Genomic DNA, 15,820 nt, shown 5'->3' with positions numbered 1-15,820 from the left:
CTCCCGGCCGCCTCGAGCGACGGCCTCGGTTATTGTTCTAGGGTTCAGCGAACAGGCGGTCAAACCATGGAAGGATCAGGCTCAAGGCCCATCAGCTCACGACCGAGGATCTGCGCACAGACGTCGTAGTCGGTGTAGGCATGGGCGCCGGTCAGGTGGGCGTCGCGGAACAGCCGTTGCAACTCGTTGTTTTCGAACCAGGCACCGCCGCCGGCCGCCTCCATCAAGCGATCGACGGCCTGGATGCACATCTTGGTGGCATAGCCCTGGTTGGTCCGCCAGAACGCCAGGGTTTCGCGGCTGGGGTATTCGTGACGCTCGCCGTATTCGGCGTGCTCATGCCAGGTTTTCTCCAGGAAGGCACGGGCCGCGGCCACCTGATGGGTCGACTCGGCCAGGCGCATCAACGCCGGGGTAGCGGCACCGACTGCCGCACCGGTGTAGGCCCGCACGCGGTTGCGGGTTTTCTCGCGAAAGACCTCCAGCATGCGTTCGGCCACGCCCAGGCTGACCGTGGAGAAACCACTGGCGAAGTAGGGTCGGTATGGCGAGTAGAAAATCTTGCTGTCGGGGTACAGGCCGAATCCGCCGGACTTGCCCTCCATCATGTCCTTGGCTTTCTGGATCCGGTGTTCCGGCACGAAAGCGTTGTCGATGATCAAGGTCTTGCTGCCACTGCCGCGCATGCCCACCGCGAACCAGTCATCGCGAATTTCATAGTCACTGCGTGGCAGCACCGCAAAGCAGTAGTCCTGGGCGCCTTCGGCGTTTTTCCGGCGAAATCCCACGATCGCCCATTCGGCATGATCGCAGCCGCTGCTCCAGCCCATTTCACCGCTGAACATCACACCGCCCTCGACTTCCTCGGTGCGGCCAAACGGCGCGATGCTGCTGCTGGCGGTGGCATCGGGATCATCGCCCCAGACTTCCTCCTGGGCCTTGGCCGGGAACATTGCCAACTGATGGCTGTGGGTGCACAACAGGCTCATGGCCCAGGCCGTGCTGGCACAGGCGCCGGCCAACAGCGCGATGCAATCGGCGAACTGTGGCAGGGAAATCTCCATGCCCCCGTACTTTTTCGGCTGGAAGGCCTTGTGCATGCCGATGCCTTTGAGCAGGGCAATATTCTCGGCAGGGACACTACGGTCCTTTTCCGCCTGGAAGGCGTTGGCGGCAATGACCGGCAGGATGGGCTTGAGGTCTTCGAGCAGCGGGTTTGGCTTTTTCATGGACAGGCTCTTTTATTATTGGCATCTGCCAATCCCGCCTTTGCCCGGCAACCTGAGTTGCACAAACAGCGGGATCAGTGCTTAAGGCCGGTCCAGTATGGGCAATCACGGGCAGGTGAAAAATGCACCTTCCAGATCCAAGATTGTACTTTTCATGGGCAGGTTTCGTTCCCTGGCGCGCTCGGTCAAATACCCCGGCACGGATGATCAAGACAGGCGCCCCCGCCAAGGCTCTTAATAGGGCCATCCCCTGCAATGCCTTGCGTAGGCACTGCAACGGAGTTTCCTTTCACTTTGTCAGGTTGCGTCATGATCAATATCGAAACGCCCACCTATTACACGGCCACCAAGAAATACAACCTCAGCTTCCCCACGCTGGAACAGGACGTGGACGCCGATGTCGTGGTCATTGGCGGCGGTTTCTCCGGCATCAATACCGCGCTGGAGCTCGCCGAAAAAGGCATCACCAACATCGTGGTGCTGGAGGCGCGTTACCTGGGGTTCGGCGGCACGGGGCGCAATGGCGGGCAGATCATGGCCGGCATCGGGCATGACCTGGAAAAGATCAAGAAGGACGTGGGTGAAGACGGCCTGCGCCAGGTCTTCGAGATCAGCGACCTGGGCGCCGACATCATCAAGGACCGTATCGCCAAGTACGCCATCGATGCCGACTTCTGCCACGGCTACGGCTACATGGGCTTCAACGCGCGCCAGGAGAAAACCCTGCGGGCCTGGGAAAAAGACTTCAAGTCAGTCAACAGCAAGCACGAGATCCGCTTTCTCGGCGGCTCCGACGTGCAGCAGATCATCGGTTCCAAGGCCTACGGCAGCGCCTTGCTGCACATGGGCGGTGGGCATGTGCACTCACTGAACCTGTTACTGGGTGAGGCCAAGGCCCTGGTCAGCCACGGCGTGCGGATTTTCGAGAACAGCCCGGCCCTGGAGGTCAGTTATGGCGAGCGCATCACGGTGCGTACCGGGCGTGGCTCGGTCAGGGCCAGCAAACTGTTGTGGGCCTGCGACAGTTTCCTCAACAAGCTGGAACCGGAGCTGCATCGCTCGACCATCAACACCTACGCTTTCCAGATGATGACCGAGCCGTTGTCGGACGAACTGATCCGGCGCATCAGCCCGATTCGCGGTGCCTACAGTGACATTCGCCCGGTAATCGACTACTACCGCGTCACCAACGAAAACCGCCTGCTGTTCGGCGCCGCGACGCCGTTGGTGGAGCACATCCCCCAGGACCTCAAGGCCTGGAACCGGCGCCTGATGCTGAAGATCTTCCCGTACCTCAAGGACGTGAAGATCGACCTGGCCTGGGGTGGCCCGATGGCGTGCAGCCCGAACCTGTTCCCGCAGATCGGCACCCTGCCCGGCCGCAGCAACGCGTTTTTCGTCCAGGGTTACTCAGGCTTTGGCGTCACCCCAAGCCACATCATCTGCAAGGTGCTGGCCGAAGGCATGAGCGAAGGCTCGGCGCGCTACGACCTGGTCAGCTCGATCCACCGCCCGACCATCATCGGCAAAGACGCCATTCGTCCCTTGCTGCTGACCGCCGGCAAGTCCTGGCATCAGCTGTCGGGCTACTGGAACGGCCGTCGCTGACGGACATGATGCCAATCAGTTAAGCAAGCCCCCTGTGGGAGCGAGCTTGCTCGCGATGGGGCCCTGTCAGTCAACATCAATATCGACTGTTCCACCGCTATCGCGAGCAAGCTCGCTCCCACAGAGGTCGAGGTTTAACTGACTGGCACTGAACACACCTCTGTTTTTTTCAACCATCAGGAGTCACTGCCATGCCCCTTATCACCCTCGAAAAAGACATCCAGCTGTCCGACCTGGACGCCTGGGGCACCGTCGCCGATCTCGGTTCGCAGATTCTCGAAGGCGAGGTCAAAGCCTTCGGCAAGATGACCTTCGGCGCACCGACCGATCCCGTCAGCAGCGCGTACTTCGGCACCACCCAAGGCAAGTTCCGGATGGTCTACCCGTTCGCCGAACAAGCCACCGTGGTCACCGGTGAAGTAGTGCTCACCGACGAGGCCACCGGCCAGAGCACCCGCTACAAGGCCGGCGACAGCTGGTTCGTGACCAAGGGCACACCGGTGCTGTGGGAAATCGTCAGCGAAAGTTTCGTCAAGCACTACTTCGCGGTAGTCTGACCGCACAGGGCTGCCGGCCCCACCGGCAGCTCCCTTGCGAAGGTAGCGAGCATGAACGTCATCCCGCCACAGGACATCGCCGGCCAATGCCTGCACGCCTTCACCCAGCTGGTTCCCGTCAGCCGGGCAGCGTTCTACTGCGTCGATCGGCAGCTGCAAGCCCATGACTTCAGCCTCCATGGGATGAGCGGCGAGATGCACCGCGACTACCTGGACAACTACCGCCAGTTCGACCCGCTGCTCCCGCGCCACTGCGTGTCCAGCGAGTTGGCCGTGGTGCCGTTGAGCCTGGCGATGACCCGCCAACCGCGACGCGACAACCATCGTTATCACGACTTCCTGCAGCGCTACGGCGTGGTCGACGTCGTCGAAGTCTTCGCCCATCGGGACGGTCAGCCCCAAGCCGCGATTTCGCTGTTGCGCACTGCCGAGCAAGGCGCTTTCACCAGCCAGCAGTTGAGCCAACTCAGCGCGTTGCAGGCCTTGCTGCAACTGGCCGTGGCCCATTTGCCCAGCCATGAGGATCCACTGGGCGACTTGACGCCCAAGGAGCGCCAGATTGCCTGGCTGCTGCGCCAAGGCGTCAGCAACAAACAATTGGCCCGGGAGCTGGGGGTGGGCTTGCCGACCATCAAGACTCACCTGATCCACCTGTTCCGCAAAGTCGGTGTGAGCAGTCGCACCGAGTTGGTCAGCGCACTGTTCCTCTGATCAACCATTTGGTTGATAGGCCGCGGTTGCCCTACACCCCATGATCCGAGTGCGTAATTCAACCACCGGAGCCTTGCACATGAGCACATCTTCAGACTGGATCACCGTCGGCGCCCTGGCCGATGGCTTTGCCCCCGAAGCCTTCATCCTGCCAAACCTGGCCGACCTGGACGGCAAGACCTTCACCCTGCATTTCGCCAATGGCTGGCAGATCGAGCATCGCTTCGCGCAGGACACCCTGACCTGGAACGCCGCCGATGGGCACTCCAGCGGCACCGCGACCTACCGGGCCACCTCCGTACGCCCGGGCCTGTACCTGGTGGACTTCATCAAGCGCGAAGGCGAGCTGACGTTGTCGGTAAGCCTTGTGCTCGATACCGCCAGCGCCGCCTTCACCGCCGTGATCGGCCGCATGCCGAGCCAGCAAGAAACCGGCGAAGGCCTCTACAGCCGGGCGTTGGCCGGCAAGCCCCTGACCTCGGTACAAGCGCAGTTCCTGCACGGCAGCCTCGATCGTCCCTGGCAGCCTGGCCTGTGCCCGCATGCACCGACCACCGAACTGGTGGGGCTGCGCAACCTGTATCGCTACAGCCCGAGCGAAGTCTACGAACACATCTACCTCAACGACCAGTTCTACTCGTGGCAGTGCCTCAAGGGCGTTGAACAAGGCCTGTGCGACACCGACCGCTGCGACACCTACAAGATCGCCGATCAGCTGTACCTGTTCGTCTGGCGGGAAAAAATCATCCCGACCCTGGGGCTGGTGCTGATCGACCTGCAACAGCACCGCAGCGACGGCAAGATCTTCGGCTACGCCGGTGCGTCGTTCGATGAGTTCTCCAATTTCCCGGTCAGTTCGTACTGCCAGGTGCTCAATCAGACGGAGTATCCCGATGCCTGATTCACGCACCGTCGTGATCACCGGTGCCGGCACCGGCATCGGTGCCGCCTGCGCCAGGCTGTATGCCGCCGAGGGCGCCGACCTGGTGCTGATCGGCCGCCGTCGCGAGCCCCTGGAAGCACTTGCCAAGGACATCGGCGGCCTGGTGCTGGTGGGCGACGCGGCCTGTCCGAACACCTGGGACGGCTTCGTCGAGCAGATTCGCACGCGTTATGGCCGCCTCGACGTGCTGCTGGCCTGTGCCGGTGGCTTGGGCATGGGCAGCGCCACCGAGACCCCGCCATCGGCCTGGGAAGCGGCCTTGCGCAGCAATCTCGACAGCGCCTTCTACAGCGCCCGGGCGTGCCTGCCGCTGCTGCAGGAAAGTGCCGGCAACATCGTGTTGATCGCCTCCATTGCTTCCTTGGCGGCGGGCCCGCACGTGTGCGGCTACACCACCGCCAAGCATGCGCTGCTGGGCCTCAACCGCTCCTTGGCAAGGGATTACGGGCCTCACGGCGTACGGGTCAACGCGGTCTGCCCAGGCTGGGTCCGCACGCCCATGGCCGATGAGGAAATGCAGGCATTGATGCAGTTCCATGGCGAAACGTTGCAGCAGGCCTATGACCGGGTCTGCGCCGACGTGCCGTTGCGCAGGCCGGCCAGCGCCGAGGAAATCGCCAACGTCTGCCGTTTCCTGGCCTCGCCCGAGGCGTCGATCATCACCGGAGCGACGCTGGTGGCCGATGGCGGCTCCAGCATCGTCGACGTACCGACACTGGCCTTCAGCCGGATGGAGGCCGGCGATGCCTGAGGATTTGGATTTCAGCGGCCAAACCGTGCTGGTCACGGGCGGCGCTCAGGGCATTGGCCGGGCCATCGTCGAAGCGTTTGCCCTGCGCGGGGCCCACGTGGTCATTGCCGACCTGGGCCTGGCCCGGGCCGAGGCGGTGGCCGACGAATTGGCCGCCGTGGGCTGCCAGGTGCAAGCGGTGGGGGTTGACCTGGCCGACGCCACGGCGGTCTTCGAGATGATGACCGAGCTGGAGCAGCGCTTGGGGAGGCTGGACATCCTGGTGCACAACGCCGGGTATTTTCCGCTGACACCGTTCGCCGAGATCACCCCGTCGATGCTTGAGCGAACGCTGGCGGTGAACCTGTCGGCGCTCTTCTGGCTGACCCAGGCGGCGCTGCCGATGTTCCGGCGCCAGGGCCAAGGCTGCGTGCTGGTGACCTCTTCGGTCACCGGTCCGCGGGTGGCCTATCCGGGGCTCTGCCACTACGCGGCCTCCAAGGCCGGGGTCAATGGTTTCATTCGCAACGCCGCGCTGGAACTGGCGGCCGAGAATGTCCGCGTCAATGGCGTCGAGCCGGGCATGATCGCGACACCGGCCATGGCCAATCTTGGCGACGATGAGGTCAACCGGGACATCGCCCGCCGGGTACCGCTGGGTCGACTGGGCAAGCCGAGCGATATCGCCGGTGCCATGCTGTTCCTGGCATCGGGCCTGGCCGGTTATGTGACCGGGCAGACCTTGGTGGTCGATGGGGGGTCGACTTTGCCGGAGGTGTGAACCTGTGTGGGGGTGAGTCAGCTTGCGATGAGGGTGGATGTACCACCGTCATCGCGAGCAAGCTCGCTCCCACAGTTTTTTTCCGAGTTGCTCACGCCATCCGCGACCACCACAGCCCCCCTGTGGGAGCGAGCTTGCTCGCGATAGCGATCCTCCAGCCAGCGACGTCCTCCCTCAAGCCACCCCCTGCCCCACCTGCAAACGGCTGGAACGAAACTCCTTGGGCGACAGCTCGAACTGCTTCTTGAACGAACGGCTGAAATGCGCCGAATCGGTAAAGCCCCATTTGTAGGCAATCGAGGTAATGGACTCGTCCCGCAGGAACGGGTTGGTCAGGTCATCAGCGCTGCGCTTGAGCCGGGCCCGCTGGATGTAGCGGCAAACGCTGTCATCCTGCTCTTCGAACAAACGATACAGATGCCGCACCGAAATATTCAGCCGATTGGCCAGGCCCACCGGGCTGAGGCCGGGCTGGGTCAGTGATTCGTCGATGACCTTCTGCACATAGCTGCGCAGATGGCTACCCTGCAAGGCAGCCCCTTCATCACGGGCATCGCTGCCCTGTTCCAAGGCCGAGCCCAGCAGCGAAACGAAGGCGCTCTGCAAGGCTTCACCCTCGCCCGCCGCGCCCTCGCCGTCCGGTGTGTCCCTGCACAGCTGGTCCATCAAGACATGCAACATCCGCCCACACGCCTTGCTGGACGACACCTTGCCGAAGGTCTTGGCTTCCCCGCCCAACTGCCTCGACACGTCCTGGCGAGACAAGGACAGCACCGCGTGCTCGATCAGGCCGAACGGGGTGATTTCAAGCGCCCCCACGGAATCCATCAACAACAATTCACCGGGTGCCAACTGGATGCTTCGGTCGTTCTGGGTAATGCGGCAGTAGCCGCTGCGCTGGCTGACCAGGAGGCAATCCTGGTCATCATCGTAATCGGCGTTGGGTGAGTGACGCTTGATGTTACCGGCGTTGGTGCGCAGGTTCGCGAGGGCAAGGCCGCCCCGATGAAAATTCGACACTTCACCAATGAACAGCGCGCGATTGAAGGCCAGTTCGGTATCGAAGTGGCCGCAAGTCGCCCGCAGATCCCGGTTCCAGGTGTCCAGACCGTCCTGCCCAACCTGTTGCATGCTCATGGCATTCTCCGCAGTGGCTTTTTGTTTTTGTGCGGCAATAGTTAACATGTTATCTATATGCGCGCAACAACTACCTGATCGCCAGAGCAGTAGCAGGAATGATGCCAGGGCAGCACAACAGGATCAGAGCGTTGCCAACACCCGTTGCAGGCCGCTCAAGGTCGCCAGCAAGACGCCGCGCTGCTCGCGGCTCAACGGGATATAGCGACGAAAGGCCGGCATGCGATTGACCACTTCGCTACCGCCCATGTGTTCCAGGCGCACGCACCACTGGCGTCCTTGCAGATCGATGCGCAGACGCTTGAAATCCAGCGGCATGAGGGCCTGGTACAGCACAAGATCCTGCTCCACGGCCGCCTGCAACCGGGCCGCCAGGTCACTGCGCCCGTCCCGCTGCCGGCAACGAATGCCGCTACGCCGAACGGCCCCGCCGTGGTGCAGTTCCAGGCGCGCCGTGCCCTCTCGGGTGGCAGGCACGCGCAGGACGAACTCGGTCATCACCAGGTGCATCAACAACTGCGACTCGGTGCGTTCGACAATCTCCCACTGCAAGCTGCCGTCGTCGGTGGCGGCCGTCGCCGTAGTCGGGCCCACCACCTCGAATCGCGCCAGCGCCAGGTTGCGCCGCAGGTGCTCCAGGGTCACCCCAGGCCGATAACCGGCCGGGGCGCGCTGGGTGCTGAACAACTCAGACAGTTTTTGCAGCAGGGTCGATAAACTCGCCCGCAGGTTGCCCTGGCTCATGGGAGAACTCCTTGGCCAGCACGTCTTCGACCGACGCTGGCTTGAATGGATTGACCTTTTGTACCACCAGGGTCCAGAACAAGGCGTACGCTGCCGTGCCACCGAGCATCACCGCGAAGGGCACGTAGATGTCTGCCGGATTCATGCCGGGCGGTGTGATGAACCACATGCCCAGCACAATGCCGACACTGGACAGGATCTGGGGCAACGGGAACCACGGCGAGCGATAGGCCCGCGGCAGATCGGGGCGACGAATCCGCAGGCTGACCACCGACACGGTCACCAGCAGATAGGCAAAACTCCAGGCGCACACCGCCGCCAGCACCAGGTGCATGATGTTGTCGGTATTGCCGCCCAGCCACCACGCATGCAGGCACGGAATCAACATCGCCACCAGGATGCACAGCAATGGCGTCTTGAAGCGCGGGTGCAGATAGGTGAAGACTTTGGGCAACGCACCGTCCACTGCCATGCCGTAGAGAATCCGCGGTACGCCGGCCATCAGGGTGTTGATGGTCGCCGCACCGGCAAACAGAAAGCCGATGCCCAGCCACATCGGGCCGATATCGCCCATGACCTGTTCGGCGAAGCGTGGAATGGCCATGGGGGTGTCCAGCAGATGCACGCCAGTGGTGGCATCGAGCAGCACGTTTTCCACCTGGCGCTTCATCGCCGCACCGTAGATGAACATGCAGGTGGCGACGCCGAACAAGCCCAGCATCATGGCCCGGGGCATGGTCCGGGCGGACTGGCGCAGGTCCGGCGCCAGCGGCGTGACGAATTCGCAGCCGACAAACATGAACATGGCCATGCCCACCAGCGACAGCACCGTGACCAGATCGGTGCCCACCACGGACGCGCCAAACCAGCCCTCCAGTTCCACCGCCGGCGCGGCGATCAGGCCCAGCACGCCGAACACCATCAGGGTGGTCCACATACCGAACGTCAGGATGATTTCGGCCCGGCCAAAGGCACTGACACCGAACGCGTTGAGCACGCCAAAGACCACCACGAACCCCACGCCCAGCAACCAGGAGCCGCCTGCCGATTCGGCCAGGGTGTTGAGGTGTTCGAAGTTCACCAGGGCCATGACCCCGGCCAGGATGGTCTCGGCGGTGCCGGCGAACACATGGACAATCAGGTAGGCCGACAACGTCCCGGTAATGGCGAAGAAACGTCCCATGCCACAGTTGATGTAGTCATAGACCGAGCCGGTGGTGGGGAGAATCGACGCCGCCTCGGCAAACGTCGTCGCCTGGGCCAGCATCATTACCACGGCGATCAGCATTGCCACGGCAAAGGCGCTGCCGCCGATGCCAAAGCCCATGGTCGCGGTGAGAATCACGGGGCTTGCCATGATCAGGCCAATGGTACTGGCCAACGCGGTGGGAAAACCCACCGAACCCCGGTTCAAGTGCTCGGTGAGCCTGTCATTGATCGACATGGTGCAAGGTCCTCGAAAGCGTATTTTTAGTATGGATGCCACAGCCGTCCAGGAGCCGGCGATCATGCCTTCCCCAACCGGTCCCTGATCGAAACGGCGTTGCGTGCAGCCTTACTCTGCGCCGCCCCGCCCCAGCCGTCTTGCCCATGTCTGCCGCCGGTTTTGTTGCTGCCTGCCAACACCGCCGCGCTGGCGGCCTGAGTCAACTCCATGGCAGGCAAGTGAAAGACTTCCCCGGCTGCCACTCCTCTTAATGCGCGCTCTACTGTCCTATCACACTGGGGAATCCACCATGGAGCACACACGCCGTACACCTTTGCTGCGCAACGCCATCGGCCTGGGCATCGCCCTGCTGACTGCCAACTCATCGGTCCAGGCTTATGAGCTTTACACCGACGAAGACACCACCGTCACCGGCAACTTCCTCGCAGTCTACGGACTGTTCAACAGCCGCAAGAACTACGACGGCACCGCCGGCGGTTCGAGCTGGCGCGAAGGTTTCATCAAGTATGGCCTGAGTATCGACCAGACACTCGGCGGCCTGGGCAGTGTCTACGGCACGGCCAACCTGGTCAGCTCCGGCACGTGGGGCGATGGCGACGCAGGCGGCTTGAGCGATGGTTCCGAGCGCACCACCAAGTTCGATGAAGCCTTTGCCGGCTGGCGCTCGGGTGACCTGTTCCCGGCCCTGGGCAAAGACGGTGTCGACCTGTCCTACGGCCGCCAAGTGATCACCCTGGGCGACGGTTTCATCATCAACGACGATGGCCTGAACCTGGGCAAAGGCGTGGCCGATGGCGAGCTCAACCGTGGCGGCGCCTATTACCTGGCGGCCCGGCATGCCTTCGACAAAACCGCTGTCGTGCGCCTGGGCGGCAAGGAAGGCGTGCATGGCAGCCTGATGTGGATCAAGTCCGACAACCGCGCCCAGGCCAACACCGAGATGGCCGCCAGCACCCTGGAATACACCGCCGCGCCTGGCACCCTGGGGCTGACCTACATCCACGGCATCAATGTCGATGACCGCTACGCCAGCGACTTCCAGAAACAGCGCGAAGGCATGGACATCTACAGCCTGCGCGGCGCCGGGAATGCTGGCATCGAGAATGCCCACTTCGCCTTCGAGTATGCCTGGCAGGACAAGGACGCGGGCCCGGAGAAAGCCTGGTACACCGAAGCCGGCTACACCTTCGCCGACCTGCCCTGGACGCCGGACCTGACCTATCGCTACAGCCGCTACTCCAAGGACTGGGACTCGATGTTCAACGGCCAGAGCCGCGGCTATGGCACCTGGTTCCAGGGTGAAGTGGCGGGCAACTATGCCGGCCCGTTCAACAGCAATACCGCCATCCAGCACGTTGGCCTCAAGCTCAAGCCGGCGGAAAACGTGACCATTGGCGCGCTGTTCTTCGACTACCAGACCCTGCATACCCGTGAAGCGCTGAACCTCGATGCGCAGGAGCTGGACCTGTACGTGGAATGGGCGGTGAATGAGCACCTGATCGTCACGCCGCTGGTGGGCCTGTACAAGCCTGAGAAGGATGCGGACAGCGGTGGCAATCAGGTCGGCGGCAACGGCACCAACGTCTACAGTCAGTTGGTGGTGGCGGTTCCGTTCTGACAGACACCTGTAGGAGCTGCCGCAGGCTGCGATCTTTTGGTCTTTTGATCTTTCGCTTGGGACTCAAGTGTCTGGGGGAAGATCGCAGCCTCGTTGCACTCGTCAGCTCCTACACAGCTCCTACACAACTCCTACGCAGCTCCTACGCAGTTCCACGGATAGCGATTAGCCTGTTATCTGTGTTGGTGCAACATGGTCTGGATCTGATGGGTCGCCTGCCGGGTGCTTTGCGCCAACTTGCGAACTTCATCAGCCACCACCGAGAAACCGCGCCCGACATCGCCGGCCCTGGCTGCCTCGATCGCGGCGTTCAAGGCGAGCAGATTGGTCTGGTCGGCAATGCCCTTGATCACCCCCACCACCGTGGCAATCTGGCCGTAGGTCACCTGGTTCTGTTCGAGCATGCGCTGGTGGGTGGACTGGGCCGAGCGCTCATCGCTGATATCACGCACCGCGCCAATGACCCGCACCAGTTGCCCGTGTACGTCCCGTACCGCCCGACCGCGTTCGCGACACCAGATGTAATCCCGGGTCTTGTGGCGCATCCGGTATTCGAAGACGTATTCGCCGCTGCCCTGGGAGCCAAGGATTTCCCGGTCGAAAATGGCCATGATCTTGGGCAGGTCGTCCGGGTGGGTGATGCCGACCTGGGCATCCCAGCCGTCGGGCAAGTCGTCGGCCCCGTAACCCAGCAGCGAACGGAACTGACTGGAAAAGCGCATGGCACTGGCCGGGTGCTGGAGATCGCCGCCGACCACGGTAATGTCCCAGCAGCCTTCCGTCAGGGTCGACTGCAGCAACTCCCAGATCTGCGCATCCTGGCGTTGTTGCTGCAGCTGCTGGCTCAGTTCGTCCAAGCGAATTTCAAGCACCTGCTCGCGCTCAAGGGTTTGCTCCAATTGCTGGCGAACCCTGTGCAACTCACGCTCGCTGTGCTGCCATTGCAGGGTTTGCGCCTGTACTTGTGCTTCGACCTGATGCAGATGTGCAGTCGCGCTCGCCATCCGTCGTGCATGCTGCTCAAGGACGGTGCGCAGTTGCGGATACGCGTCGAGCAGCGGCGTGTCCTCCGTTTCGCTGGTCAACGCCCGTTGCACCTGTGCAGTCAACGCCAGTTTCTGTTTGTTGGTCTGGAGAAACATCGCCCGCCCCTATGCCATCAAGTCGAAACCCGGATCTGATCGCAAACCCGCCAGGCTGGCTTGTCCCTGCCTGCACGGGCCTTGCTCCTGGCTGCCAACCGCCCAGGCTGGCAGCCACAGACATGCGGCGCGGCAGGCACAGTCAAGCTGGACGCTCCTGCCGGGATTACCCTCGGGGCTTTCCCTATTCGTGATCAGGAAACCCTCATGAGCGATATTGCCCTGCTGCCTCAGGTCGAAGCCTTCCTCGGTAGACATCACGCCCTGTTCATCGACGGTGGCTACGTCGAAAGCCAGAGCAGCCAGACGCTGGACGTCGTCAACCCTGCCACCGGCCAAGTCATCGCCCAGGTCAGCGACGCCACTCCCGGCGACATTGATGCGGCGGTGGAGTCGTCCCGTCGTGGCTTCAAGCAGTGGTCCCAAACGGCACCCGCGGTCCGCGGCCACGTGCTGCTCAAGTTGGCGGACCTGTTGGAACGCAACCGCGAAGAGCTGGCGCAGATCGAGACCTGCCAGTCGGGGAAGATCATCCACATCTCCCGCGCCTTCGAAGTCGACCAGGCCGCCCATTTCCTGCGTTACTACGCTGGCTGGGCGACCAAGATCAACGGCGAGACGATCACTCCATCACTGCCCTCCTTCGCTGGCGAACGCTACACCGCATACACCTTGCGTGAACCGGTCGGGGTGGTGGTCGGTATCGTACCGTGGAATTTTTCCACCATGATCGCCATCTGGAAACTGGCCTCAGCCCTGGTGACCGGTTGCAGCATCATCATCAAGCCCAGCGAGTTCACCCCGCTGACCATCCTGCGCATCGCTGAACTGGCCATCGAGGCCGGCCTTCCAGCCGGCGCCCTGAATGTGTTGACCGGCGGCGGCCAGGTGGGCAAAGGGCTGATCGAACATCCGGGCACCAACAAGGTCTCGTTCACCGGTTCCGTGCCCACCGGCCTGGCGGTGGGCCAGGCGGCCATGGGCGCCGGATTGACCCGGGCGACCCTGGAATTGGGCGGAAAAAATGCGGCGGGGTTCTTACGGGATATCGACCCCGAGGTGGCGGTCAACGGCATCATCGAGGCGGGCTTTCTGCATTCGGGACAGATCTGCGCGGCAGCGGAACGGTTTTTTGTCCATCGTTCGCAGATCGAGTCGATCATGGACAAACTGGCCCAGCGCCTGAGCAAACTCACCATCGGTTCGCCCCTGGACGAACGCACCGAATTCGGCCCGGTGACCAACCGCCAGCACCAGCACAAACTCGCAGAATTCTTCGCCAAGGCCCGCGCACAGAACAACACCATCGTCCACGGCGGCAAGTTGATCGATGGGCCGGGTTGCTACGTCGAGCCGACCATCATCCTCGCCAATCGCCGCGACGACAGCCTGCTCAACGAAGAAACCTTCGGCCCGATCGCCACGTTCTTCCCTTACGACAGTGAAGAGGAACTGCTGGAGCTGATGAACGACACCCCCTACGGCCTGAGCGCCAGCCTCTGGACCAACGACCTGGGCAAAGCCCTGCGCATGGTCCCCGCCATCGAAACCGGCACGGTCTGGGTGAACATGCACACCCTGCTCGACCCGGCCGTGCCTTTTGGTGGCAGCAAATCTTCCGGGATGGGCCGCGAATTCGGCAGTGCATTCATCGACGACTACACCGAACTAAAGTCGGTGATGATCCGCTACTGAGCAACAAAAAAGGGCTCTGGAGCAACACCCCAGAGCCCAACCTACCAAATTCCCCTTAGGGGACTGTACCGTTACTTAAGAAAAACGATGGACCCGTGGCGAGGGAGCTTGCTCCCGCTTGAGTGCGAAGCGCTCACAAAAGGGGCCGCTGCGCAGCCCAGCGGGAGCAAGCTCCCTCGCCACGGGTTTGTCGGCTGCCTTAAACAAACAGTCCCGCCTGTGGGACCGGGCTTGTTCGCGAAAGCGGATTGTCAGCCAACGATGATGCCGACTGACCCAACGCCATCGCGAGCAAGCTCGCTCCCACAGTTTGTTCCAGGTCGTCCAAAGCATCCGCGGCAACCACGAATCCCCTGTGGGAGCGAGCTCGCTCCCACAGTTTTTCCAAGTTGCCCAAGACACCAGCGACCACCACAAATCCCCCTGTGGGAGCGAGCTTGCTCGCGATAGCGGATTATCAGTCAACGATGATGCCGACTGACCCAACGCCATCGCGAGCAAGCCTGCTCCCACAGTTTTTTCCGAGTCACCCAAGGCATCCGCGACCAATACAACCCCCCTGTGGGAGCGAGCCTGCTCGCGATAGCGGACTACCAGCCAACCATGATGCCGACTGACCCAACGCCATCGCGAGCAAGCTCGCTCCCTCAGTTTTAACGCCGGCAGGCGCTGACCGGAGGGACTCGGCCGCGCCAGGGTTGGGCGCGTTCGAGTTGGGCGGCCAGGGCCAGCAAGGTGCTTTCCTCGCCAAAGCGACCGGCAAAATGCGCCCCCATCGGCAGGCCATTGGCGCTCCAGGACAATGGCACTGACATCGCCGGCTGGCCGCTGGCGTTGAACAGCGCGGTGAACGGCGAATAGCTGTGGAAGCGCTCGATCAGTTGATCCAGGCTCATGCACACATCCTGCAGATCCAGTTCGCCAATCGGCACCGGTTCACGGGTCAGGACCGGGGTCAGGATCACGTCGTAGTCCTGCATGAACACCGCCAACTGCCGGCCGAGGGCATGAATCCATTCCACCGCGGCGGCATATTGGGCGCCGCTGACGTTGCCCTTGTCCCGCAAGATGATCCGGGTGCGCACCTCCAGTTCTTCCGCCTGCACGGCGAACCCACGCATCTGGCCCAGCAGGTCGACATAGTGACGAGAGCTGGCACCAATGATGGTGAACACGTGGTCGAGAAACTCCAGCAACCCCACTGGCAGGCTCACCGCTTCGACACGGTGCCCCAGGGACTCGCACAGCCGCGCGGCCTCGCCCACCGCCTGAAGGCTCTGGGGTGACGTAGGCCAAGGCCCGAGTTGCTCGACCAGGGCAATGCGCAATGGCTTGGGATCAGCCTGCACCGCCATCCCATACGGCAACGCCTGGATCGGCGCGGCGTACGGCGCACCCAGGTCCATCCCGGCGGTGGCGTCCAGCAGCGCCGCGCTGTCGCGCACCGACAGGGTGATCGCATGGGGCGTGCCCATCCC

General features: G+C 62.7%; 13 protein-coding genes and 2 pseudogenes. 8 read left to right on the top strand and 7 right to left on the bottom strand.

All coding sequences use genetic code 11. From position 1 onward, the window contains the following. Positions 1-59: 59 nt before the first annotated feature. Positions 60-1,229 carry a p-hydroxyphenylacetate 3-hydroxylase oxygenase component gene (locus tag LQ215_RS20060; protein ID WP_230152240.1) on the bottom strand — a complete coding sequence of 390 codons (1,170 nt, stop codon included), beginning with the start codon at positions 1,227-1,229 and terminating at the stop codon, positions 60-62. Positions 1,230-1,538: 309 nt separating this feature from the next. Between LQ215_RS20060 and LQ215_RS20055 the strand changes: the two genes are divergently transcribed. The 6 genes from LQ215_RS20055 to LQ215_RS20030 all read left to right on the top strand — a co-directional run bounded on the left by LQ215_RS20055 (position 1,539) and on the right by LQ215_RS20030 (position 6,559). Beyond that, on the top strand, positions 1,539-2,837 hold the full coding sequence (locus tag LQ215_RS20055) for an NAD(P)/FAD-dependent oxidoreductase (protein WP_230152239.1): 1,299 nt from the start codon (positions 1,539-1,541) through the stop codon (positions 2,835-2,837). Between the two features lie 191 nt (positions 2,838-3,028). Beyond that, a complete protein-coding gene (locus LQ215_RS20050) occupies positions 3,029-3,394 on the top strand; it encodes a cupin domain-containing protein (protein ID WP_230152238.1) in 366 nt (121 codons plus the stop codon). Between the two features lie 51 nt (positions 3,395-3,445). Next, positions 3,446-4,105: a helix-turn-helix transcriptional regulator gene (locus tag LQ215_RS20045; RefSeq protein WP_230152237.1), complete on the top strand. Its 660-nt coding sequence runs from the start codon at positions 3,446-3,448 to the stop codon at positions 4,103-4,105. A 79-nt stretch (positions 4,106-4,184) separates the two neighbouring features. Beyond that, positions 4,185-5,006: a molybdenum cofactor biosynthesis F family protein gene (locus tag LQ215_RS20040; RefSeq protein WP_230152236.1), complete on the top strand. Its 822-nt coding sequence runs from the start codon at positions 4,185-4,187 to the stop codon at positions 5,004-5,006. Further along, positions 4,999-5,799, top strand: a complete 801-nt coding sequence (locus LQ215_RS20035) for an SDR family NAD(P)-dependent oxidoreductase (protein WP_230152235.1) — start codon at positions 4,999-5,001, stop codon at positions 5,797-5,799. The genes LQ215_RS20040 and LQ215_RS20035 overlap by 8 nt, the downstream gene beginning before the upstream one ends. Continuing rightward, positions 5,792-6,559 carry an SDR family oxidoreductase gene (locus LQ215_RS20030; RefSeq protein WP_230152234.1) on the top strand — a complete coding sequence of 256 codons (768 nt, stop codon included), beginning with the start codon at positions 5,792-5,794 and terminating at the stop codon, positions 6,557-6,559. Before LQ215_RS20035 ends, LQ215_RS20030 begins: the two co-directional genes overlap by 8 nt. Before the next feature lie 174 nt (positions 6,560-6,733). On the opposite strand, the gene feaR is transcribed toward LQ215_RS20030, so the two are convergent. The 3 genes from feaR to LQ215_RS20015 form a co-directional block, all read right to left on the bottom strand. Continuing rightward, a complete protein-coding gene (feaR, locus tag LQ215_RS20025) occupies positions 6,734-7,696 on the bottom strand; it encodes a transcriptional regulator FeaR (protein ID WP_230152233.1) in 963 nt (320 codons plus the stop codon). Between the two features lie 123 nt (positions 7,697-7,819). Beyond that, the gene (locus tag LQ215_RS20020; protein WP_230152231.1) at positions 7,820-8,440 is read right to left on the bottom strand and encodes a DUF3156 family protein; all 621 of its coding nucleotides are present in this window, start codon (positions 8,438-8,440) and stop codon (positions 7,820-7,822) included. After that, entirely contained in the window at positions 8,385-9,884 is a 1,500-nt protein-coding gene (locus LQ215_RS20015) for an APC family permease (protein ID WP_230152229.1), read from the bottom strand. The genes LQ215_RS20020 and LQ215_RS20015 overlap by 56 nt, the downstream gene beginning before the upstream one ends. 292 nt (positions 9,885-10,176) lie before the next feature. On the opposite strand from LQ215_RS20015, the gene LQ215_RS20010 reads away from it, so the two are divergent. Beyond that, positions 10,177-11,505, top strand: coding sequence for an alginate export family protein (locus LQ215_RS20010; protein ID WP_230152228.1), 1,329 nt, complete (start codon positions 10,177-10,179; stop codon positions 11,503-11,505). A gap of 182 nt (positions 11,506-11,687) precedes the next feature. On the opposite strand, the pseudogene LQ215_RS29830 reads toward LQ215_RS20010, so the two are convergent. Together LQ215_RS29830 and LQ215_RS29825 are read right to left on the bottom strand one after the other, a co-directional pair. Next, positions 11,688-11,957: pseudogene (locus LQ215_RS29830) on the bottom strand (methyl-accepting chemotaxis protein); the annotation flags it as partial. Further along, a pseudogene (locus LQ215_RS29825) lies at positions 11,937-12,227 on the bottom strand (PAS domain-containing protein); the annotation flags it as partial. The pseudogenes LQ215_RS29825 and LQ215_RS29830, both read right to left, overlap by 21 nt. Before the next feature lie 627 nt (positions 12,228-12,854). Here LQ215_RS29825 and LQ215_RS19995 point away from each other — a divergent pair. Then, positions 12,855-14,342, top strand: coding sequence for an aldehyde dehydrogenase family protein (locus tag LQ215_RS19995; RefSeq protein ID WP_230152227.1), 1,488 nt, complete (start codon positions 12,855-12,857; stop codon positions 14,340-14,342). A 653-nt stretch (positions 14,343-14,995) separates the two neighbouring features. Here the strand turns inward: LQ215_RS19995 and LQ215_RS19990 are convergent. Beyond that, positions 14,996-15,820, bottom strand: an 825-nt coding sequence (locus LQ215_RS19990) for an amidase (RefSeq protein WP_253074162.1), incomplete at its 5' end; no start/stop codon positions are given.

The organism is Pseudomonas brassicacearum (assembly GCF_918698105.1).
Classification (GTDB): Bacteria; Pseudomonadota; Gammaproteobacteria; order Pseudomonadales; family Pseudomonadaceae; genus Aquipseudomonas; species Aquipseudomonas brassicacearum_F.
This window is presented reverse-complemented; position numbering and strand designations above follow the sequence as displayed.